Below are 24,464 nucleotides of genomic sequence, written 5' to 3' on the forward strand. Positions count from 1 at the left end.
ACGTTATCCTTTCATTAATGTATATATTTATTTAATATTTCTAGCCAATTATCTATTCTTTCTTCTGTTTTTTCTGCTTCATTCATGTGGTCTATAGGAAGAGCTATAAACTTGTTGTCTATAATCGCAAGTGAAGCAACGAAGTCATAACCATCTGTTGGCACCATTCCAACAATATTTGCACCATTTTTCTTACACTTATCATATAGCAATCTCATTGCGTCTATAAACGTATCTGCAAATGCAACACAGTCTCCTGTACCTAATAAAGCAACGGGTTTACCGTTAAATTTAGGTAAGTCATCAATTACAGCCATCCAATCATCTTGTAAGTCTCCAAGACCCCAAGTTGAAGAACAGAAAATTAAAAAATCAAAATCGTTCATATTATCTATACCATTTGCGACATCAAACATTTGTGCACCATCAATTTTATCGCATAATATTTGTGCAACTTCTTCAGTTACACCAGTTGTTGTCCCATAAAAAATTCCAACAGACATTTTCCCTCCTTATATTATCTCATAAATACTATCATCTGACAGTATAATCTCATTGTTATTTATTTTATCTACAAATTTCTTTTTTTCCTTTAGTGGAAGAAATTTTGTATATATATTTTCCATACCATATTTTTTAATATTTTCATTATTAAGTTCTAGCACATTTTTAGGTAAAATAACCTCATTTTTAACAGACATAAAGTTATCTTTTTCTGAAATACTATCGTCTAAGAGTATTATCTTTTTAAAATTAGTTAAGTCTACTTTTTCTTTATACGTATTCTTATCTAATATTAAATATGGACTTTTTTCTTTAGACATATAGAATACAAGTCTTTTATCATTCAAGATATCTTTATCACTACTTAAAATTTGAGTTTTAAAACCTTTAACCATGTTATACATACAAAAAGTAAGTAATATATTGTGACTTATAGGGCCAGTGATATTTTTTTTAGATAAAAGTATATTCATATTTTCCTTATACAAACAAGATAAGGCTTTCTTTGTTGTTGAGTCATATTCTAGTGGGCCTATTATATTAGATTTAATATAGTTAAAAATATTTTTGTCATTCTTCTTATACGTACTTATTCCATAGTCCCTGTAGATAATAATCCCAACGTTATTAACCCCATCATATACATTGGTGCTTTCAACTTTAACTTTGAAGTTAAAAGCGTAAAATGTGTGAAGGCAAGTTAAAAGTCTTGAAATATTTTCATCTAATTTACCTACGATTCTTGTATTAGATAATACAACACGATTACTTGTATATTCAATATTTAACATACTATCTTTTTCAAGATAAATATATGAATAGAATACAGATTTCATAGGGAAACTTGTTTCAAATAAAGATTTTAAAAATGTAAATTTATCACTAGATTTAAGTGTAGATTCTTTCATATCATCTATTAAAACTTTAGTATAGAACTTTCCTTTAAATAGATTAATATTTATCTTAAAAACGATATCATAAAATATACTAGAATTCATTTCATTAATTTTATCACCTTTAGAAAACCATATAGCTCCTTTTGTAGCAAATCCTTTTTTTGAGAAGTCAAAACTTAGGTGTGACTTATCTTGCCCTATTAACTTTGCGTTTTCTACAATAACATTTTTAGTTAAAAATGTTGGTGTAGGATTACCAAATCCAAAAGGTTTAAGTAATTCTAAGGTTTTAAAGAATTCATATGAAATTTTTTGTATAGGTAAGACCTTATCTATATCTATTACCTTATAGAAATCTTCTTCTTTAAGTGTTTTTTTAGCGTATTCATTAATTTTTTCTCTAAATTTTTGTATATTTTGTATTTCTATTGTAAAACCTGCAGCACCAGTATGCCCACCATATCTTACAAGTAAGTCTCCACAATATTGTAGTGCCTTTGTTATATCAAAATTAGGTATACTACGACAAGATGCAACAGCGATATTTTCATCACTTTTTTCTTCTAATATTATGCAAGGCTTGTAATACATATCTACTAATTTTGCTGCAACTATGCCTATTACACCATGATGGTATTTAGGGCTTGAACTAATTAATACATAGTCAGTTTGTGAATACTTTTCTATTTCTTCTTTTGCTAAATCGAAGATGCTATTTTGTATTTCTTTTCTTTCTTTGTTTTTAAGTAGTAATTCGTCTATTATAGTGCTAATTTCTCTTTCGTTGTCAGAAATTAAAAGATATACTACAAGTTTTGCATCTTGTAATCTACCAGCTGCATTAAATATTGGGGATATTGTAAATCCTACATCACCTGAAGAATATTCATCAAGCTTATCAGGAAAGACTTTTTTTAGGAGCATTTTAAGTCCTAGATTTTGTGTGTTTTTTAGTCTTTCAAGACCGTATTTAACAATTATCCTATTTTCTTTAATTAATGGAACAACATCTGCAATAGTACCAAGACAAACCAAATCTATATATGAGAAAGCTTCTTCATATATACCTTTTCTTTTAAATAGTGCAAGTACTACCATAAATGCTGTACCAACACCTGCTAGTTCTCTAAAAGGGTATTTATTTTCAAGCCTTTTAGGGTTTATAACAGCATATGCATTAGGTACAACTGGATCTAGTAAGTTATGATGGTCTGTAATTATCACACTAAGACCTATAGAATTAGCATAGTTAATTTCCTTGTATGATGTAATACCACAGTCAACTGTTATTACAAGATCTGTACCATTAGCTTTTATTTGATCTAATGCTTGATTATTAAGTCCATATCCTTCGTCTCTTATTGGAATGTAGAAGTCAAGATTTTTAGCACCTAGCTTTTTAAAGGCTAAGTATAGAATAGACGTGGAAGTAATACCGTCCACGTCATAATCACCATATATACAAATCTTTTCATTATTATCTATAGCTTTTAATATTCTATCCACAGCTTTATCTAGATCTACTAATAGACTAGGTGAGCTTAGGGCCTTAATATCTGGGTGTATAAAATTAATAATGTCTTCTTTTTTTGTAATTCCTCTAGAAGCAAGGATATTTAAAACATCTTTATCGATGTTAAGAGTAGATATACGAGATACCTTTTCTCTTAAATTCCATTTAGTGTTTTGCATACTATTTTATAATTCCTCTCACTTCAATTGGATATATTGGAATAGAAAGATTTTTATCCGCTAAACTTGTAACGTTATTTAATAGAATATTTATAGTAAAATCTTCTAGATAGTATTCTTGGTTAAACCATGTAGAAATACCATTAAATTTAGAATCTGTTATTCCTAAATCAGCAATTCTTTCTTTAATAATTCCGTTTATAGGATCTGCATATCCCTTAACAAATAAATCTTTAAGATTTACTTTTTCTCCTGTTTTGCTGTCAAAAGTTAAACCATAATACTTGTCCTTAGAAGTGATTAAAAAGCTTTTAAAATAGTCATTATTAGCTTTAACTTGTAAATTACCATTAACTTCTTTTGCTTTTTTTTCAACTTCTTCCCATATCTTCTTATTAACAGCATTAGTATTTTTATCAAACGCTTCTTGTGAAACTGTATTTGAAAGATAGAATTCACGCAATGTAAAAGAGAAAGTATTAAGTGCTATTAACATACTTACACCTATTAGAATCTTTTTCATCTAATTTCCTCCTAATATTAATTTTTTTAGATTTTCCAAATTTAAATTTTTTGCTTCAATGTCTTTGAAATATTTGTATGTTTTAAGTCTTAAGTCTAGTGCAGCATCTTCATCTATTACAAGTATAGCTTTTTTATGCATTTGCAACATTGAAACTGTCCACATATGATTAACACCCATTTCAATAGCATGTCTTACAGCCAGTGATTTTTTGTAACCATTAGCCATTATCATTACTTCTTCACTGTCCATTATTGTACCAACTCCGACTGTTAGTGCTAAAGTTGGAACTTTAGATATATCATTATCGAAGAATCTTGAATTAGCTAGAATAGTATCTTGTGTTAATTCTTTATCTCTAGTTCTTGAAGCAAGAGAAGAACCTGGTTCATTAAATGCAATATGACCATCTTCACCTACACCGCCTAAGAAGAAGTTAATTCCACCATAGCTTTTCATCTTGTTTTCATATCTTAAACATTCTTTATCAGGATCACTTGCAAGTCCATCAAGTATATTGATATTTTCTTTTTTTATGTCGATGTGATTAAAGAAATTTTCGAACATAAAATAGTGATAACTTTGCTTGTGACTAGGACTTAATCCAACGTATTCGTCCATATTGAAAGTTACAACGTTCTTGAATGAAACTAATCCTTCTTTGTACAAGTTTATTAGTTCCCTATATGTAACAAGTGGTGTAGAACCAGTTGGCAATCCTAATACGAAAGGTCTTTGTTCAGTAGGTTTAAATTCATTAATACGCTTTGCAATTAGGTATGCACTCCATTTTCCAATTTCTTCTTTGTCTTTTAATATTATTACTCTCATATTTATACCCACCTTTCTCCTTATTATACAAAAAAAATGAAAAAAAGTACAGAAAATGAGCTAAAAAAAGCAAAAAAGTTTAATTAATTCCAAGTATAGTTCATATTAAATTCTGTTTTAACAGTTGAGAAATTTTTAAAGCTAATTTTACCACCAAAGCTTAAACCTGTATCCTTAACTTTAACTTCTGTTTCAATGAAAGTTTCTGGTTTTGCAGAGAGTAATATGACTTTCTGTTGCAGCCTTTTATCATTAATATACTATATCTTAATCATATACGGATGAAATGAAAGATGTTTTTAGAGATGATAAAGAAAATTTTTTAACAAAAAAAAGAAGTGAGACTATTTCTAATCTCACTAATTTAAGGGGGCTATTTCCATTCATATTTCATGTTAAATGCACTTTTTATGCTTGTGCTTTGGTATCCAAATTCATTAATTCCTGTTCTTCCAAAGTTAACTGGTACTTCTACTGAACCTGAAACTTTTAATGTTTCCATTGGATTGTATTCTACAGATACTTTTGGTGCTAATACTAAGCTTGGGTTAACCATTCCAGCATAAATATCAGCGAATGTAGCTGTAACATTAGCTTCTGGACTTACAACTAACTTATCGTTTAATAACTTGAAGTCATATTTTGTACCTGTGTGTAATTTAACATATCCTGTTGTGTACTTAATAGTTTTATCGAATAATGAATGATGTCTACCAGCAAATACACCATCAGCAGTTAATGTTAGATTCTTAACACCAGTGTACTTAGCACCTAATTTGAATCCAAAGTTAACTAGGTCTGAATTATATTTTTGTATATTTACAGCATTTATTATTCCATTTTTAGTTTGTTCAATTTTTTTCTCAAGGTTTTTTACTTTATCTAATGCTTTTCCATATTCGGTTGTCATAATTTTTTTTGCTATGAATTTTTCTTTATTTTCCTCAAATTTTTTAACGTTATTTTCTGCTATAGCAAAATTTTTACCTGCAGTAACTGGTCCTCCAAAAGAAGCTTGTAAAAATTGTAAAAATTGTAAAAATTGGCCAGCTTTGCTATTAGCATCATAAAGTGATAATGTTAGCTTTGCTATTTGTGCTCTAGTTTCTTCTATTTCTTCGCTAATTCTACTTATTTCGTTTTGATATTTTTCTTCATTTATGTATTTAGATTTTACTTTTGTTTTTAAGAAATTATGGTCATTTTCAAGTTTACTTTTTGCTGATTCTAATTCTTCTGCTTTTTTTTCTAGATTATTAATTTTTACTTGAATGTCATATCCTTTTTTTACATCTTCTTTTTCATCATCAGAGTCGTTATAGTCTTTTTTAATTCCTTTATCTTCATTATCTGATTTAGTTTTTAGAACATTTAATTCTTGTTCATACTGAGTGTTTGCCTCTCTATATACTTGTTCTTTCGTAGATGATTTTGATTCAAGATCTTTTAAAGCTTCTTTGTATTCTTTTTCAATTTCAGCTAATTCTAATTGTGAATTAGTTATGAAATTAGGATCATTTGATATTAAGCTTTGAGTGTAAAGTTTTTCTAAAGAATTTCCATTAACTCCACCTTCATTAAAGTGTATGTGTTGTACAAATGCTCCTGCTGTTAATTCTAGGTCTTTTACTCCTGTGTATTTAGCATCTAATTCATATGAGTGTGCATATGCATCTTTGTTTAATACTATGTCTGAATCTGTTATGATATCTTTAACTTTTGAAGTACCTTTTACTTGGTATTTGAAGTTGAATTTACCATCTAATTCTAGATCCTTAACTCCTTTATAGTTTGCTCCAGCTTTTAATGATACAGCCATGTTCTTATCTGTCTTACCATCGTCTTCTTTTTCGTCTATAAAGTTGAATTCTCCATTTAATTTAGTATCTTTTAATCCTACATATGTTCCTTTTGCATTTAATTCAGCTTTTCTGAATCCATCTTTTGCATATACGTGCCCTATAGTTAAGCTTGCTTCTAGGTCTTCAAAGTTATTTAATTTCTTTGCTCCTAATTTTAATGTGTGTTCTGATGAAGCTGCTTTACCATATTCTCCATCTTTCTTTTCGAATGGGAATGTAGTCTTTGAAGTTAATGATACTTCTGCACCGTTACTGAAGCTGTGAGCTAATTGTCCTTCTAATTCTACATTACCTTTTTTGAAGTTTAATGTTTTATCTGCTTCATATTTAGCTTTAGGATTTAATGTTCCTTTTACATATGATTTAATTCCAGAAAATTCTGGTAATTCATATTTAGCGTATACACTTGAATTGTCTAATAAGTTTTCTGTATACATTTCAGTTGTTAAAGGGTTAACTTTAGATATTGCTTTAATATCTTTATTCTTTAATACTGCACCTAAAGTAAGTTTATTAACTTTTACTTCACCTTTAAGTGATAATTCATCAAGATTTCCAGTAAGTACAGTCATATCATCTGCTTTAGTGAAGTTTAAATCACCTTTAAAATTACTCTCAACAAAACCAGTTGATGCCATTGAAACAGTTGTAATTAAACTGGCTAATAATAGCGTTTTTTTCATGAAAATTTCCTTCTTTCCGTTACAAGTATATATTATTAATATTATTTTATATGTAAAATTATAAAATATAAACATAGAAATTAATAGTTTTCAAGATTATTTTTTAACCATTTAAGACATATTCTGAATTTATATAGAATATTGGTAAAAAATACACCTTACAATTTTTTAACCATATTTTTTAAATTTATAGATTTTTAATATTATTTGTTTTTCATTGTCATATTTTTTTTAAATGTATTATACGAATTCAAATAAAAAAGGGCTTTTGCCCTTTTTATTATTTCCATTCATATTTCATGTTTAATGCACCTTTAATAGATGTGCTTCTATAACCGAATTCTTCAAATTGGTTTAAACCAAATTTAACTGGAACTTCTACTGAACCTGAAACTTTTAATGTTTCTATTGGGTTGTATTCTACAGATACTTTTGGTGCTAATACTAAGCTTGGGTTAACCGTTCCAGCATAAATATCAGCGAATGTAGTTGTAGCATTAGCTTCTGGACTTACAACTAATTTATCATTTAATAACTTGAAGTCATATTTTGCACCAGTGTGTAATTTAATGTATCCTGTTGTATATGGTTTGAATTTAAGCAATTGATCATATCCTGAATGATGTCTACCTGCAAATACACTATCAGCAGTTAATGTTAGGTTCTTAACACCAGTGTACTTAGTACCTAATTTGAATCCAAAGTTTACTAAGTCTATTTTTGCTTTGTATTCACTTAGAGTATTTATAGCTTCGTTATATTTGTTTTTAGAATAATTTTCGTAGCTTTCTTTAGTTGCTAAAGCTTTTCCATATTCAGATTTTGTTATATCGTATACATCATTCGCTTTAACATCACCTGAAGTGGCTATCTTATATGAACCATCTGCTTCCTTTTTAAATACTAGATCTTTAATTATATTCTTGATTTTTTTGTTTTCTTTTTCTTCGTGAAGGAATACTTCTTTATTATATTCTGCTTTTGCTAATTTTTTACCTTTTTCTTCTGGGGTATCTGGTATAGCACTAGGTATAAGATCCTTAACAAAACTCTTAGCTGCAGCTTTTGCTAATGAATAAAAGAATACAAAAGCACCTTTGTCTTCTTTATCTTTTTTTAATTCTTGTATTTGTTTTTTAGATTCTTCTAGTAGCTTATCTATTTCTTCTTCTTTTTCAGTTTTCTTTTCTAACTGTAGTTTTTCAAGTTGGAAATGTATGTTTGATAATTTTGCTGATAATTCTCCAGTTTTAAATTCTAGATTATTAATTTTAACTTGTGTTTCATAAGCTTTTTTAGCAGTAGCTTTATCTTTTTCGTCTGTTATGCTGTCATATATTGCTTTAGCAGATTTAATTTCTTCATCCAATTGTAATTTTTTAGCTTCTATTAATTTGTCATAAATTTCTTTGTTGTCATTATATTTCTTCTTATCTTCTGTTTTTGTAGCTTTTATAGTTTCTAAAGCTTTTTCGTATTCTTTTTTAGCTTTTTCTAATTCTTCTTTATGTTTAGCAAAGAAGTCTTTATCGTTTGATACTAAGCTTTGAGCGTATAGCCATTCAGAAGGATTTGCTACGTAATTACCTATTCCACCTTCATCAAAGTGTATATGTTGTACGAATGCTCCTGCTGTTAATTCTAGGTCTTTTACTCCTGTGTATTTAGCATCTAATTCATATGAGTGTGCATATGCATCTTTGTTTAATACTATATCTGAATCTGTTATGATATCTTTAACTTTTGAAGTACCTTTTACTTGGTATTTGAAGTTGAATTTACCATCTAATTCTAGATCCTTAATTCCTTTATAGTTTGCTCCAGCTTTCAATGATACAGCCATGTTCTTATCTGTCTTACCATCGTCTTCTTTTTCGTCTATAAAGTTGAATTCTCCATTTAATTTAGTATCTTTTAATCCTACATATGTTCCTTTTGTATTTAATTCAGCTTTTCTGAATCCATCTTTTGCATATACGTGCCCTATAGTTAAGCTTGCTTCTAGGTCTTCAAAGTTATTTAATTTCTTTGCTCCTAATTTTAATGTGTGTTCTGATGAAGCTGCTTTACCATATTCTCCATCTTTCTTTTCAAATGGGAATGTAGTCTTTGAAGTTAATGATACTTCTGCACCATTACTGAAGCTATGAGCTAATTGTCCTTCTAATTCTACATTACCTTTTTTGAAGTTTAATGTTCCATCTGCTTCATATTTAGCTTTAGGATTTAATGTTCCTTTTACGTATGATTTAATTCCAGCAAATTCAGGTAATTCATATTTAGCGTATACACTTGAATTGTCTAATAAGTTTTCTGTATACATTTCAGCTGTTAAAGGGTTAACTTTAGATATTTCTTTAATATCTTTATTCTTTAATGCTGCACCTAAAGTAAGTTTGTTAACTTTTACTTCACCTTTAAGCGATAATTCATCAAGATTTCCAGTAAGTATAGTCATATCATCTGCTTTAGTGAAGTTTAAATCACCTTTAAAATTACTCTCAACAAAACCAGTTGTTGCCATTGAAACAGTTGCAATTAAACTGGCTAATAATAGTGTTTTTTTCATAATCTCCTCCTTATTTTATTACAAATATATATTATTAATATTATTTTATATAAAAAGAGTGGAAATATGAATATATTTTTTAATTTTTTTCTAATTTAATATTTAACTAAAAATGGAAAGCACAATTTTAGTAACGAATATTTGTACTATTTTAAAATATTTAGTTTTTTAACTTCATATTTATTTCTTGTTGTCACGATTTAATTTCATTTTGTGAAGTAGAGTGCGAAAAAAATAAAAATTAATTAAAAAAAGTGAGATTTTTCAACCTCACTTAAATGATCTTTTATTTTAAATATATATTTTTTACATTTTCTCCAGATAGTCCATACTTTTCTTTAACTTCTATAGTTTTACCAGATTCAGTAAATGTATCATTAACTCCTACTTTTTTAAGTTTAATATTTAAATTATATTCTGCAATTATTTCTGAAATTATTGTTGCTAAACCTCCATAAATCGTATGATTTTCAACTGTAACAACTTTTTTAACTTTTTTTAATATGTTTACAAGATATTCTTTGTTTAACGGCTTAATTTGTTTTATACTGATTAATTTATTTTTAAATCCTAAATCTTTTAATAGTAAATAACCATCAAGTGCTTGCTTACAAGCAGTACCTTCAAAAATTATAGCACCATCATTTCCATCATCATAGATTACTTCGCTTTCTGATGAATAATCTTTTAAAGGAGTATTATGTATTACAGGTACTATATCTCTTGCACATCGTATATATACAGGTCCGTTTATTTCAATAGCTTTTTTTATTGCTGCTTCTAAATCGTTAACATCTATTGGATTTAATATTGTTAAATTTGGTAATGCACGGGTTAGTGCTAAATCTTCTAATGCATGATGTGTTGCACCATCTGGACCATCATCCATACCAGGATGTGTTCCTATAATCTTTATATTTAGTTTTGCATAACAGGCTTGTCTTAATTGAGTCCAAACAGTACCTGTGCAAAATATAGAAAAATTAACATAAAATGGAATTAAACCTTCTAAAGAAAGTCCAGATGTAATTCCTAGAGAATTTTGTTCAGCTATTCCTATTTCAAAGAATCTTTCAGGGAACTTTTCTTGGAATTTATTTGTTGTTACAGAACTTGATAAATCACTATCAATAACAACAATTTTATCATTATTTGTTGCAATATCTATCAAAATTTTACCTATATAATCTCTTGGTGAAACAGTTTCATAATTCATTGTATTCCCCTTTCTATATCTTTATATGCAATTTCTCTTTGTTCTTCTGTTATAGCACCACTATGCCATTTTGGATTGTTTTCCATAAATGATACACCCTTACCTTTTATTGTATTTGCTATTATGAAAGTTGGTTTTGAATTTTTTTTCTTTGCTGTAAGTATGGCTTCATTTATTTCATCAAAATTATGTCCATTTATATTTAAAACATTAAAACCAAAAGCCTTTATTTTATCATAAATAGGTTCAAGATTCATGACCTTATTAACATCACCTTTTGATGATAATTTGTTATAGTCAAGTATTGCAATTAAATTATCTAGTTTGTAGTGTGAGGCTGACATTAATGCTTCCCATATTTGACCTTCATGCATTTCACCATCACCTATTATACAATACACATAGTTATCATCCTTATTTAATTTTTTTGCTAAAGCCATACCAACAGATATTGATAAACCTTGACCTAGTAAACCTGTATTAGCGTCAATTTGATTTATTTTCTTTTTATCAGGATGACCTTGTAATTTTGAATTAACTCTTCTAAAAGTTGTAATATATTCACGAGGTATAACACCTTTTTCTAAAAATATTGAATATAGTGCAGGTGTAACGTGTCCTTTTGAAAGGACTAATCTTGAACGTTTATCCTTATTTAGATCTATTTCATATGTATATAGATAATTTAAAATATCAATACAAGATAAGGAACCTCCTGGATGCCCAGCTTTAGCATAAAAAATTAAGTCAATGATATCTTTTCTTAATATCTTTGATTGTTCAATTAAAGTGTTTTTGTTATACATATTTTTCCCCCATTATCTACCAAAAATTTTACCTACATAGTATACAACTAGTCCTAATGCAACAAAGTCTGTTTCTGGGAATGTAGTTCCACTTAGCCCAACTATTTTCATTATAGGGTAAATTACTGCTGGACCTACTGCAATTAAAATTCCTGTAACAAACCCTCCTAGTATGCAACCTTTCCATCCACCAGTGGCATTTCCGAATACACCTGCTGTTGCACCAATGAAGAAATATGGTATTGCAACTGGGATTATGACAACCATACCAAGAGATGCAAGTATAACCATTGTTAGTAGTCCACCTACGTAGGCTGATAAAAATCCTAAAACTGTAGCAGTTGGGGCATATTGAAAGACAACAGGGCAATCAAGTGCAGGTTTTGAATTAGGAATTAATTTTTCTGAAATTCCCACGAATGCAGGTATTATTTCTCCTAAAAACATTCTAACTCCTGTTATTATAATATATAAGGCTGCTGTGAATGTTAATGATTGAAATAATGGGAAAATCAACCAGTTTACACTTCCTGAAAGAGTACTAACATATTCTTTACCTGCTGCTATTGTTGCAATATAGAAAAATACTAAAATAGATATGCTTACTGAAACAACATAATCTTTAAAGATTGATAACCAACCAGGTAATTTTATCTTTTCGGTACTTTCTTTTGGATCACCAACAAATTTACCTAAAAATCCTGATAAAGCATATGCTAGAGTAACATAGTGTCCCATAGCTATTTCATCATGTCCTGTAACTTTTCTCATATACGGTTGAGCTATAGCAGGATAAATAGCAGCAGCTAATCCTAAAAGAATTGCACCTATTACTATAGTAACTATATTAGATAAATTTAGTGCTTTTAGTACAACTGTAAGTAATGCTGCAAGATATAAGTTATGTTGTCCAGTTAAAAATATATATTTGAATCTTGTGAATCTAGCAATAATTAAATTGAATAAAAATCCCAAAATCATTATTAGTGAAACAATAATTGCAAACTTAGATTGGGCAAGAGCTGTTACAGCTTCTGCTAAAGGTAGAACACCAGCTAATCCAAATCCTTTTTGAAAAAGATTTTGGAAACTATCAAGAGCTTTTACAGCCATTGCACCTCCACCACTAAAAATTAGAAAACCTACAATAGTTTTAATAGTACCAGATATAACTTTAGTAGCAGGTTTCTTTTGTAAAATTAGCCCAATTAAAGACATTAACCCAACTAAAATAGCTGCTTGCCCTAATAAGTCAAAAACTATAATTTTTACAAATTCCATAAAAATATTCCTCCTATTGATTTTTATTTAGATAATCAAGTAATTTGGCTTTTAATTCTTCTTTATTCATTAAATCTTCAATACCTATAACTGCTTTTACATCATCTTTTACTTGATCTACAAGATCATTCATTGTTACAACAAAATCTACATCATAATTTGTTATTGCACTTAAAACATCATGTTCTAAATCTATATCTAAATTATTTTCAGATATAACTTGTTCTAATTTTATTCTTAACATCATGGAACTTCCCATACCTGTTCTACAAACAACTAAACCTCTTTTCATAATTTAACATCTCCTTTATTGTTAATATATTTTATAAATTCATCAATATTAAATTTATTGTTATTTAATGATTCAAATAAATTTTTATCTTCTAATATAGATGTAATTGATTGGATTTTATCTATATGTTCATTTGAATTTAAAGCTAAAATATAGATTAAATACTGTATCTTATTTCCTAAAAAATCTACTTTATTCCTTAATTTAAAGAATGCTAATCCAGACTTAATTACACCTTCATCTGGTCTTAAATGTGGTATACCCACATTGCTTGTTATAATATAATAAGGACCAATCTCCTTAGTTATATTAATTAATTTATTGATATATTTATGTTCAATATATCCATTTTTTTCTAATATATTACAGGTATTTTCTAACGCATCCTCCCAATTTCTAGCTTGAATATTAAAATTAATTAATTCCTTTTTAAACATACTGCTACCTTTCTATTTATATGATAAATAAGATTTTAAATCTTCTACATTTTGTATTTTATTTAAATCTTGTCCATTATCGATTATTTGTAAAATGTTATCAATTAATTCCCTTGAATCATCGCAATTAATATGAACAAAAAACAATAATTTCACCCTTTTTCTTCCAGGGAATATTATAGGGTACTTAAGATATATGATATATACACCAGTTTTATAATTTTCATTTTCAACCTTTGCATGAGGTAGAGCAATATTTTTGGTAATTATCATATATGATCCATATTCATTGATAGTATCAATAATTTTATTTGCATAATCATCATTTACAATGCCAAGTTCAACCATTTTTGAAACGCCATATCTTATAGTGTCTTCCCATGTATTAAATTTTATCTTACAGAATTCTATGTTATTAAAGTATTTCATTGAAATTGTCTCATACTTAAGGGTGTTAAATTCGTTTATTAGTGTTTGCCTTTGAATAACATCAATGTCATGATTTTCTTTTAGATTTAATAATAAATTTTCATAATTTAAACTATTATTTTTTATCTCAAATAAAGAATCTAATTTCTTTAATTCTTTATTTGTTAAGAATGGTGAAATTTTAATTTTATTTCCAAAATCGATGTTATCCACATCAATAGTTGAAATTAATATATCATATTCATTTATATCAATTTGTTTTAATTGCATAAGAGAGATAATATCAATCTTATTAAAATTGTATCTATTAGTTAGTTTATTGATTAATATCTTAGTAGTACCATAACCACCTACGCAAAGTAATAATACTTTCTTATAATTTTTACAGTTATTATTATTTCTTTCTATTGATGCTTCGAAATGTACTGCATAAAGTAAGATTTCTTCTATACTGAATTTTATTTGAAAAATATTTTCTATATACTCTATTTCTTTTTTTACAACTTCAATTAACTTATTAGTCATAAATTCATCAAATAGGTAATTAAGATCACCTAATTTAATGTTTTTTTTACATCTATATATTGATTGTGGTATGTGATTTTCAAGCCCTTTTAGCAAAAATTTATCTTGTATAAAAGGAATGTTTGTTGCTATAGACATATTATCTATGAAGTTTCGAGTTATGATTCTAAATTCTATCCATTTGTCGGTTATAATATTGTCATAATTAGAAATTGTATTTATTATAAATCTATAAAATGCATTTATTTCATATTTATTAACGTTAAGTTCACTAAATGCTAATACAATAGCGTTATATAGTTTTATATTACATATTTCATTATCAATATCTTTTTTTAAGGTTTTACCGTTTTTAATACGGACTATTAATACTAAAATATATGTAAATACCAAATTATTATTTATCATATAATTAATATTTAGCTTATTATAAATATCAAGTGCTAAATTATATGATTCCATTATTAAATCTGGCATCTTGTTATTCTTGTTCTCAAATACTACAGTTGATAATGTTTCAAATGCCTTTTTTCTTACATCTATTTCATTTCCATCTAAAAAATAATGACCATCAAATTTTATTGAGATATTGTATAAAGTATCTTTTAATTTTATTAAATCTTTTTTTATTGTAGCTTTAGTTACAAATAAATCATTAGCTATTTTTGATAAACTTATAAAATTTTCAGAAATTAGACATAAAAAAATGTAGTTAATTCTTTCTATAGAACTTAATTTCAAGCATTTATTCAAATAAGATAAAATATTGTTTGGAGTATCATTTAGTTTAAAATATATTTTTTTATTCTTTAAATAAATTTCTCCCCAGTTATGATTATTTAAAGTCATTGATAAAATATCTAATTCATATCTAAATTTTCTTTCATTTAAATCTAAAACTTTTAAAATATGATAAGAATCAGTTATTTCATTTACACAAATTAAATCAAAAATTTTTATAGTTAACATATTTACTAGCATATCTGTCTCCTTATAATAAAGTTTACCTTACATGATATTAAATAAAAGATGAAATAATTAAAAAAAAATTACAAAAAATATACACCTATAACAAAAAAAGAGGCTTTCGCCTCTTTTCGACTATATATTAAATTTCCAATAAGAATTGGCTTATTTCCATTCGTATCTCATGTTTAATGAACCTTTAATACCTGTATTCTTGTATCTAAATTCATTAAGTTCATTTAATCCGAATCTTACTGGTACTTCAACTGAACCTTTAACCTTTAATTCTTCTATAGGTTTGTATTCAACTGAAACCTTTGGTGCTAATACTAAGCTTGGATTGCATATTCCAGCATAGATATCAGCAAATGTAGTTGTAACATTTCCTTCTGGGCTTACAAATAATTTATCATTTAATAACTTGAAGTCATATTTAGCACCAGCGTGTAATTTAACATATCCTGTTGTGTAAGCAGGTAATTTGAATAATTGATTATATCCAGAATGGTATCTACCTGCAAATACACCATCAACAGTTAATGTTAAGTTCTTAACACCAGTATATTTAGCTCCTAATTTAGCACCGAAGTTAACTAGGTCTAATTTAGCGTTACCATATTCTTTATATCTTTCTACAAAATTTTTGTATTCTTCTTTAATATCTAATGCTTTTTTATAATCTTTTAAAGCTTTTTGAGCTTGTAAGTAATCTGTATTAAGTAAATTTTCTGTTAGAGTTTTAGAATTTAAATCTCCAGTTGCGTTATAGACTAATTTACCAGTATTAGAATCTTTATTGAAATAGATTTTATTGCTTTCAAAGTCAGTAACTTTACTTGCTTTCTTACGTTGTATTCCTACTTTAGCAAGAGCTCTATTAGTGTATGAACCATCCTTAGTTGAAGTTGTAGCAGTTTTAACTGCATCATTTACTAATTTATTCATATAAACAACAATATCTTTTGAAGACGCATTAGAAGCTAAGGTTATTTTTTTATCATATTTACCTTTAACTCTATTAATTTCATTAACTGCATTATTAACAGAAGTGAATAACGTATCACGTTCGTTTGTAAGTTTTGCTTTTTCGCTTGTGATATATTCTTTATTAGCGTATTTATAGTTTGAAATAGAGGTTAATGATGATGTTTTTTTATCAATAGAATCTATTTTTTCTAATTTATCAAATATTTCTTTTGTCTTTTGAATGATTATATCTGCGTTTGCTTTATCACGTGAAGATGTTATTTTACCAAATTTTTCATTTATAGTTTTTTCTTCTTTATCTAATTCGGTACCATATGCATTTAGTGCATCATCGTAAATAGACTTAGCATCGTTATAAGCTCTCTTTTGTTCTTCTGTGATTTTTTCTAAATCTTCTTTAGCTTTATTATATTTATTTTTAATATCGTTTAGTCTATCAACGAATACTTTTGATATATCCTTAGTATCGCTTAATAAACTTTGTGAATATAAATCGTTAAGAGCATTTGCTGAATAATTACCTAATCCACCTTCATCAAAGTGTATATGTTGTACGAATGCTCCTGCTGTTAATTCTAGGTCTTTTACTCCTGTGTATTTAGCATCTAATTCATATGAGTGTGCATATGCGTCTTTGTTTAATTTGATTTGTCCATCTGTTAATAGGTCTTTAACATCTGATGTTCCATTTACTTGGTATCTGAAGTTTGCTTTACCTGTTAACTTACTATCTTTTAATCCTGCATATGTTCCTTTTGCTGAAAGATCAACAAACTTAAATGCTTCTTCTTTTGCATATGTATGATTTAATTTTAAGCTTGCTTCTAGGTCTTCAAAGTTATTTAATTTCTTTGCTCCTAATTTTAATGTGTGTTCTGATGAAGCTGCTTTACCATATTCTCCATCTTTCTTTTCGAATGGGAATGTAGTCTTTGAAGTTAATGATACTTCTGCACCATTACTGAAGCTATGAGCTAATTGTCCTTCTAATTCTACATTACCTTTTTTGAAGTTTAATGATCCATCTGCTTCATATTTAGCTTTAGGATTTAATGTTCCTTTTACATATGATTTAATTCCAGAAAATTCTGGTAATTCATATTTAGCGTATACACTTGAGTTGTCTAATAAGTTTTCTGTATACATTTCAGTTGTTAAAGGTTTAACTTTAGATATTTCTTTAATATCTTTATTCTTTAATACTGCACCTAAAGTAAGTTTGTTAACTTTTACTTCACCTTTAACTGATAAATCGTTGATATCTCCATCAACAAATGTTTTACCATCTAATGTTTTGTTAAATCTTACTTCGCCGTCACCGTTTCCTTCTACGAAACCAGTAACATTAGCCATTGTTGTCATGCTGGCTATTATTCCTGCTAATAATATTGTTTTTTTCATAATTGTTTTCTCCTTTTTTTACATATCTATAGTAGTCAAGTATATTATAGCCAAAAAAGTTGAAGAAAAAAGAAATAAAATAGAAAACAAGTGTTTAATACTTAACTGAAATATTTCACATACAAACTATTCTTCTGTATAAACACATTTTATGACTACCATTTTTTTAACTTAATATATTTTTTTATTATTTTAAAAAAAGTTTTGAGTATTTTATGTGCTTTTGGGCTCTAATTTTTTTAAGTTGAATTTTCACTATATCATACATTCTTACTATCTATACATTTTTTTGGGTACATATCACTTTTAGGGGGATAAAAGTAGAACATATTAGTGTTCTACACATATTTTTTTGCATTTTTTTAAATAAGCTACGTTTAATGTCCGACATTATGCTGATTTAAAAAATATGATATATCTTTTTCTTTGTGTGTCATATTATTTAAAAAAATGCTAAATACACAGTATTTATTCAATATATCTGCTTATTATACCTGATTTTACAAAAAAATACATTAATGAAAAATTTAACCACTTTATACTTTACATTTGTTACCATTAATTTTTACTTTGTATAAAGGGACTACAGACGATAAATTTTTTTGTTCTAAAAAAATTTTGTTTTTGGTTAATAAAGTGTACTTGAGTTATAGAGTGCGTAAAATATACATAAGGTTGAGATAGTATAATAGTCAGGTTAAAAAACTATTTTAAATAAAAATAAAAAGTTCTTTCATTTCTTGTATATATAGCTACAATATACTTGACTACTATATAAATATATTAAATTTTTGATAAGAGGAGAGATATTATGAAAAAAACAATATTATTAGCAAGCCTTGTTGCATCTATAACTACATTAGCTGCAACTGAAGGTCATGTTAATTACACATTTAAAGGTGAAATAAATTCTACTTATAATCACGCTAAAAAAGCTTCAACTAACGAATTCAAAGTTCCTGAAACTTTTGTTGAAACTGAAGTTAAAGTTAAAGGTTCTGGTTTAAGCTTTGGTGGAGAATTCAAAGCTAAAGATATTGAATTAGGTAAAGATGCTAAAACAAATGCAGATAAAGTTGTTAAAAAAGCAAACTTTTTAAATCACTCTAATGTTTTTGCTAAATATGAATTACCAGAAATAAAGGGTGTTAAATCATTCGTAAAAGCAACAGTTAAACCTGAATTTGTTGATGGTGAAACTGATAATTACAAATTCGGTGGATCAGCAGAACTTGAAGGACAAGCAAGCTACAAATATGATGCATTAACATTTGGTTTAAACTCAAAGACTAACTTCCCATTTGCAAAATCAGCAGGTAATGATAATTATGGAAAAGATGTTAAATCAACTCACAAAGTATTTGTAGAAAGTGAAACAGATAAAGACGTATTTGTTAAAGGATTAAAAGACGTAAAAGCAAATGTTGAAATTAAACATGACTACAGAAAACTTGAAGAACAAAATCCAAAAGCTGCAAAAGCTGTAGATTACGTTAAAGGTGAAGTATCAGCAAAATATGATGCTATTAAAGACTTCGCTGTTGAAGGTAAAGCAGGATTTAAAGTTAATGTTTCTAAATTCCTTGTTTCAAACGATGATTACTTTAAAGAAGATAAAGATGGACACGATGTTATCTTAGGTGGGGTTAAATTAAATCATTACTTAGATAAATTTGATGGTACAGATTGGATTAGAAAAGTAACTGGTTTACACAGAGAATATGCAAATGTTAAATTAACATATACAGGTGTTAAAGGATTAACATTATCAGCTAACCCATTTGTAGACTATACAGAAGGATACAGAAAATATGATAATAATAGCCATAAAGTTGTTGAAAATGCACACTTAATTATGTTTGGTACATCATTAGATGCTAAATATGTATTATTAAACGACAAGTTAACATTAACTGGTAATGTACTATTATCTGGTGTTAGAGATGTTAAGACTAACACAACTAAGACTATTAAAAATAGAGGAGTTTATGTAGCTAAATTAGGTGCTAAATACGATTATGCTATTAATTCTAAATTAACTGTAAGTCCTGAATTCACAGTAAGCTCAGCTGTACTTACAGATGATTATTTAGCTAATAATAAAGCAGGGTTCGTTACATTAAAACCAGAAGTAAATGCTGTTTACAAAGCAACTGATAAGTTAGAATTAAAAGGTGGATTAAGCTTAAGTGCTAACTTCGATAAAATTAAGAAAAATAACAACAAACTTGTAGGTACTAAGGAATTAGAACTTAAACCAAGTGCTTCATTAGTATACAAACCAGTAGAAGGATTAGAAGTTAATAATAAGGTTGAATTACCAGTTAAATTTGGTGAAAAGACTACTGATAAATCTCTTGAATATAAAGGTCTAGATGTTAAGACTGAATTAAACATCAAATATTCATGGAAATAATTGAATAAATTTTTTAAAGATTAACCTTGGTAGGGGTTAATCTTTTTTTTTTACACTTGATTTCTCATAAATTCTCTTCTACAATATGTTAATTTTTAGGCGGGGCGGGAAGGTAGAGAATTTATGAGGAAAAAATTATTGATGATAATTATTGCTGTTTTACCGATACTATGTTTTGGTGAACTTTCAGTTGATACAACGTTGTATTTTAATAAAAAGATAGGTAAAACGGAACATATACTTAAAAATTCAGTTAAATTTGAAAAAGAAAATACTGTATTAGGTATTGAATTAGATACGTATAAGCAGAGGAGTATTCTAAGCGGATATATTGGTTATACAACTAATATAGATAAGTTAGCAATTACTAATGCAGTGGGGTATAAGTCACGGGGATATTACAATTTAAATGTGAGATATATGGGATTAATTAAACCGTATATAGACTTAAAGGTGTATCCGTTTGATGATGCTTGTATAGTTGAGTTAGGAACGGCTATGGAGAAGAAAATAGAGGACACAAACTTAGAATTAAGTTTAAGTACTAGTATTTTAAAGAATAGAAAAATATCAAAAGTAGGTACAAATGTATCTCTTAAAGTCTATAGAGAACAAGATTTATCTAGTAATATTAGGGCTAAATATGGGATTAAAGCTATGTTGGATAATTCAAATCCAAGTTTAGCCATATTTTATGGAATTAGTGTAAGATAATGTAAAAGAAGCTCCGCCTAAAAAGATAATGTTTTTAATTAATATTTTTGATGTGTAGTTAAAAAAGTATTAATTAAAATATATTAATGAATTTCATACTTTAATTACACTGTATTCAGTTAGGTTAAAAAAATAGGCGAACATTTAGTAAAAATGTCCTTATTTTTTTATTTTTTTTGTTAAAATATACTTGACTATTTATAGAAACATAAAGGAGAAAAATCATGAAAAAGACATTATTACTAACTAGCTTAGTTGCATCAATGGTTGCAATGGCTGGAACAACTGGATCAGTAAAATCATTTGCTGAATCAGAAGCTAAATTTGAAACAAGAAAATCTGTTTCAGAAACTGATCTAAAAAGAATAGAAACAGAAACAATAAAGAGTTATAAAGTTGAAAAAATTGGAGTAGAAACTGAAGTTAAGGTTAAAGGATCAGGATTAAGTTTTGGTGGAACATTCCAAGCTAAAGACCTTAAATTAGGTGAAGTTAAAAAAGTTAACTACTTAAATCACTCAAGTGTATGGTCTAAATATGAATTACCTGAACTAAAAGGTGTTAAGACTTATGTTAAAGCAACTGTAAGTCCTAAATTTGCAGATGAAAAAGAAGGACAAGAAGATAATTACAAATTCAATGGATCAGCAGAACTTGAAGGACAAGTAAGCTACAAATATGATGTATTAACATTTGGTTTAAATTCAAAGACTAACTTCCCATTTGCAAAATCAGAAAATAATGATGATTATGGAAAAGATGTTAAGTCAACTCACAAAGTATTTGTTGAAAGCGAAGAAAAGAAAGATGTATTCGTTAAAGGATTAAAAGATGTAAAAGCAAACGTTGAAATTAAACATGACTATGCAAAAACAGTTACAAAAGCTGGAGATAGAGTAGACTATGTTTCAGGTGAAGCATCAGCAAAATATGATGGTGTAAAAGATCTTGAACTTGAAGGTAAAGTTGCATTTAAGAAAAACTTTAAATCTGGTGAAAAGATTGGAGACTATGAAGTTTTAGGAACTAAACTATTTAAAGAAGTACCTGCTAGATATATACACTCATATGAATTAAAAGGAACATACACAGGTGTTAAACACTTATCATTATCTGCAAAACCATTTGCTGTTCATGTAAATGTTGCAAAAGAAGTTACACAAGATAATAAATTAAAAAGAAATGACTTTGTTTTATACGGTGTAGAACTTGGTGCAGAATACAAGATGTTAAATGACAAATTAACATTAACAGGTAAATCATTACTTGCAGGTGTACATCATAAAACAATAGATGAAACAGCAAGTCAAGAAGCTAAAAAAATAGTTAAAGAAAATTTTGGACATTTTATATTTGATGCAAATGCTAAATATGACTATAACGTAACAGATAAATTTACAGTAAGTCCTGAAGCTGGTGCTAACTTATATTTATATGTTTCTAAATCAGAAACACCAGATAAATTAGATACTGAACCTACATTAACACTAACACCAAAAGTATCAGCTGAATACAAACCAACTGACACATTAACATTAAAAGGTAGTGTAGAAGTACCAGTTAAATTTGGTATAGTTACTAAATCATTCGAAAAAAAATCAAGTGGTGAATATGATCAATTCAAACCAGTTGATGGATTTGGATATTATTCAACTTCAATTAAGACAAGCTTAAACTTAAAATATGAATGGAAATAGTTATCAACATGTTTGATATATAATACCCCTTGGGATTAGTCACCTGAGGGGTTTTTGATTGTTGTAAACAAAAAATATTTGATCCCTTTTTATTTATTTTACATTTTGGTTAAAAAATAATAATGCCATATTGTTATTGAAAATTATACATTTTCTTTAGGTGAAATAATGTAAGTTAAAAAATAAACATACATTTAATGAAAATGTCCTTTTTTTTTTTTTTTTGGCTAAAATATACTTGACTACTATAGAAATATTAAAATATTTTTTAAAAAAGGAGAAAAATCATGAAAAAGACATTATTAATAACTAGCTTAGTTGCATCAATGGTTGCAATGGCTGGAACAACTGGATCAGTTGAAGCATATAACGAAAATGAAGCTACATTTGAAAAAGGTAAACCCGCAACTTTCGTAGCAAAGAAAACAGGAGTTAAAACAGAAGTTAAAGTAAATGGAACAGGATTTAGCTTTGGTGGAGAATTTAAAGCTGAAGATTTAGAATTAGGTAAAGTTAAAAAAGCTAACTACTTAAACCACTCAAGCGTATGGTCTAAATATGAATTACCTGAACTAAAAGGTGTTAAGACTTATGTTAAAGCAACTGTAAGTCCTAAATTTGCAGATGAAAAAGAAGGACAAGAAGATAATTACAAATTCAATGGATCAGCAGAACTTGAAGGACAAGTAAGCTACAAATATGATGTATTAACATTTGGTTTAAATTCAAAGACTAACTTCCCATTTGCAAAATCAGAAAATAATGATGATTATGGAAAAGATGTTAAGTCAACTCACAAAGTATTTGTTGAAAGCGAAGAAAAGAAAGATGTATTCGTTAAAGGATTAAAAGATGTAAAAGCAAACGTTGAAATTAAACATGACTATGCAAAAACAGTTACAAAAGCTGGAGATAGAGTAGACTATGTTTCAGGTGAAGCATCAGCAAAATATGATGGTGTAAAAGATCTTGAACTTGAAGGTAAAGTTGCATTTAAGAAAAACTTTAAATCTGGTGAAAAGATTGGAGACTATGAAGTTTTAGGAACTAAACTATTTAAAGAAGTACCTGCTAGATATATACACTCATATGAATTAAAAGGAACATACACAGGTGTTAAACACTTATCATTATCTGCAAAACCATTTGCTGTTCATGTAAATGTTGCAAAAGAAGTTACACAAGATAATAAATTAAAAAGAAATGACTTTGTTTTATACGGTGTAGAACTTGGTGCAGAATACAAGATGTTAAATGACAAATTAACATTAACAGGTAAATCATTACTTGCAGGTGTACATCATAAAACAATAGATGAAACAGCAAGTCAAGTCAAGTCAAGATGCTCAAAAATTAGTTAAAGAAAATTTAGGATATTTTGTATTTGATGCAAACGCTAAATACGATTATAGTGTAACAGACAAATTTACAGTAAGTCCTGAAGCTAATGCTAACTTAGAACTATTAGTATCTAAACCAGCAGATAAATTAGTTACTGTACCTTTATTAACATTAACACCAAAAGTATCAGCTGAATACAAACCAACTGACACATTAACATTAAAAGGAAGTGTTGAAGCACCAATTAAATTTGGAGTAAATAATGATAAGTTTGAATATCTACAAACACAACTTAAGACAAGCTTAAACTTAAAATATGAATGGAAATAGTTATCAACACGTTTGATATATAATTGTTTTTTCTACCCCTTGGGATTAGTCACCTGAGGGGTTTTT

18 protein-coding genes are annotated in these 24,464 nt (G+C 27.6%); 5 read left to right on the top strand and 13 right to left on the bottom strand.

Features of this window, described 5'->3' with window-relative positions; all coding sequences use genetic code 11:
* Positions 1-14 precede the first annotated feature (14 nt).
* From VC03_RS00240 to VC03_RS00300, 13 genes are all read right to left on the bottom strand, one after another.
* The gene (locus VC03_RS00240; RefSeq protein ID WP_046328132.1) at positions 15-503 is read right to left on the bottom strand and encodes a flavodoxin; all 489 of its coding nucleotides are present in this window, start codon (positions 501-503) and stop codon (positions 15-17) included.
* 9 nt (positions 504-512) lie between these two features.
* Positions 513-3,092: a single-stranded-DNA-specific exonuclease RecJ gene (gene recJ, locus VC03_RS00245; RefSeq protein WP_046328133.1), complete on the bottom strand. Its 2,580-nt coding sequence runs from the start codon at positions 3,090-3,092 to the stop codon at positions 513-515.
* A gap of 1 nt (position 3,093) precedes the next feature.
* Positions 3,094-3,615, bottom strand: a complete 522-nt coding sequence (locus VC03_RS00250) for a hypothetical protein (RefSeq protein WP_046328134.1) — start codon at positions 3,613-3,615, stop codon at positions 3,094-3,096.
* A complete protein-coding gene (gene nagB / locus VC03_RS00255; protein ID WP_046328135.1) occupies positions 3,616-4,446 on the bottom strand; it encodes a glucosamine-6-phosphate deaminase in 831 nt (276 codons plus the stop codon). It abuts the gene before it with no gap.
* Positions 4,447-4,819: 373 nt separating this feature from the next.
* The gene (locus VC03_RS00260; protein WP_046328136.1) at positions 4,820-6,991 is read right to left on the bottom strand and encodes a coiled-coil domain-containing protein; all 2,172 of its coding nucleotides are present in this window, start codon (positions 6,989-6,991) and stop codon (positions 4,820-4,822) included.
* Between the two features lie 280 nt (positions 6,992-7,271).
* Positions 7,272-9,560 (bottom strand): hypothetical protein, encoded by a 2,289-nt coding sequence (locus VC03_RS00265; RefSeq protein WP_046328137.1) that lies wholly within the window; start codon positions 9,558-9,560, stop codon positions 7,272-7,274.
* A gap of 286 nt (positions 9,561-9,846) precedes the next feature.
* The gene (locus tag VC03_RS00270) at positions 9,847-10,776 is read right to left on the bottom strand and encodes a transketolase family protein (protein ID WP_046328138.1); all 930 of its coding nucleotides are present in this window, start codon (positions 10,774-10,776) and stop codon (positions 9,847-9,849) included.
* Positions 10,773-11,582 (bottom strand): transketolase, encoded by an 810-nt coding sequence (locus VC03_RS00275; RefSeq protein ID WP_046328139.1) that lies wholly within the window; start codon positions 11,580-11,582, stop codon positions 10,773-10,775. Before VC03_RS00275 ends, VC03_RS00270 begins: the two co-directional genes overlap by 4 nt.
* 12 nt (positions 11,583-11,594) lie before the next feature.
* Positions 11,595-12,863 carry a PTS ascorbate transporter subunit IIC gene (locus tag VC03_RS00280; RefSeq protein WP_046328140.1) on the bottom strand — a complete coding sequence of 423 codons (1,269 nt, stop codon included), beginning with the start codon at positions 12,861-12,863 and terminating at the stop codon, positions 11,595-11,597.
* Positions 12,864-12,876: 13 nt separating this feature from the next.
* Positions 12,877-13,155 (bottom strand): PTS sugar transporter subunit IIB, encoded by a 279-nt coding sequence (locus tag VC03_RS00285; protein WP_046328141.1) that lies wholly within the window; start codon positions 13,153-13,155, stop codon positions 12,877-12,879.
* Positions 13,152-13,592, bottom strand: a complete 441-nt coding sequence (locus VC03_RS00290) for a PTS sugar transporter subunit IIA (RefSeq protein ID WP_046328142.1) — start codon at positions 13,590-13,592, stop codon at positions 13,152-13,154. Before VC03_RS00290 ends, VC03_RS00285 begins: the two co-directional genes overlap by 4 nt.
* Before the next feature lie 12 nt (positions 13,593-13,604).
* Positions 13,605-15,527, bottom strand: coding sequence for a BglG family transcription antiterminator (locus tag VC03_RS00295; RefSeq protein WP_046328143.1), 1,923 nt, complete (start codon positions 15,525-15,527; stop codon positions 13,605-13,607).
* Positions 15,528-15,677: 150 nt separating this feature from the next.
* Entirely contained in the window at positions 15,678-17,900 is a 2,223-nt protein-coding gene (locus tag VC03_RS00300; protein ID WP_046328144.1) for a hypothetical protein, read from the bottom strand.
* 811 nt (positions 17,901-18,711) lie between these two features.
* On the opposite strand from VC03_RS00300, the gene VC03_RS00305 reads away from it, so the two are divergent.
* The 5 genes from VC03_RS00305 (at position 18,712) to VC03_RS00325 (ending at position 24,398) form a co-directional block, all read left to right on the top strand.
* Positions 18,712-20,316, top strand: coding sequence for a TonB-dependent receptor (locus tag VC03_RS00305; RefSeq protein WP_046328145.1), 1,605 nt, complete (start codon positions 18,712-18,714; stop codon positions 20,314-20,316).
* A 123-nt stretch (positions 20,317-20,439) separates the two neighbouring features.
* Positions 20,440-21,030, top strand: a complete 591-nt coding sequence (locus tag VC03_RS00310; RefSeq protein WP_144406219.1) for a hypothetical protein — start codon at positions 20,440-20,442, stop codon at positions 21,028-21,030.
* A gap of 224 nt (positions 21,031-21,254) precedes the next feature.
* Entirely contained in the window at positions 21,255-22,727 is a 1,473-nt protein-coding gene (locus tag VC03_RS00315; protein WP_046328147.1) for a hypothetical protein, read from the top strand.
* A gap of 287 nt (positions 22,728-23,014) precedes the next feature.
* Entirely contained in the window at positions 23,015-24,088 is a 1,074-nt protein-coding gene (locus VC03_RS00320; protein WP_046328148.1) for a hypothetical protein, read from the top strand.
* Positions 24,042-24,398, top strand: coding sequence for a sortase family protein (locus tag VC03_RS00325; RefSeq protein WP_046328149.1), 357 nt, complete (start codon positions 24,042-24,044; stop codon positions 24,396-24,398). Before VC03_RS00320 ends, VC03_RS00325 begins: the two co-directional genes overlap by 47 nt.
* Positions 24,399-24,464 lie beyond the last annotated feature (66 nt).

It is taken from the genome of Sneathia vaginalis, from assembly GCF_000973085.1.
Taxonomy (GTDB): Bacteria; Fusobacteriota; Fusobacteriia; order Fusobacteriales; family Leptotrichiaceae; genus Sneathia; species Sneathia vaginalis.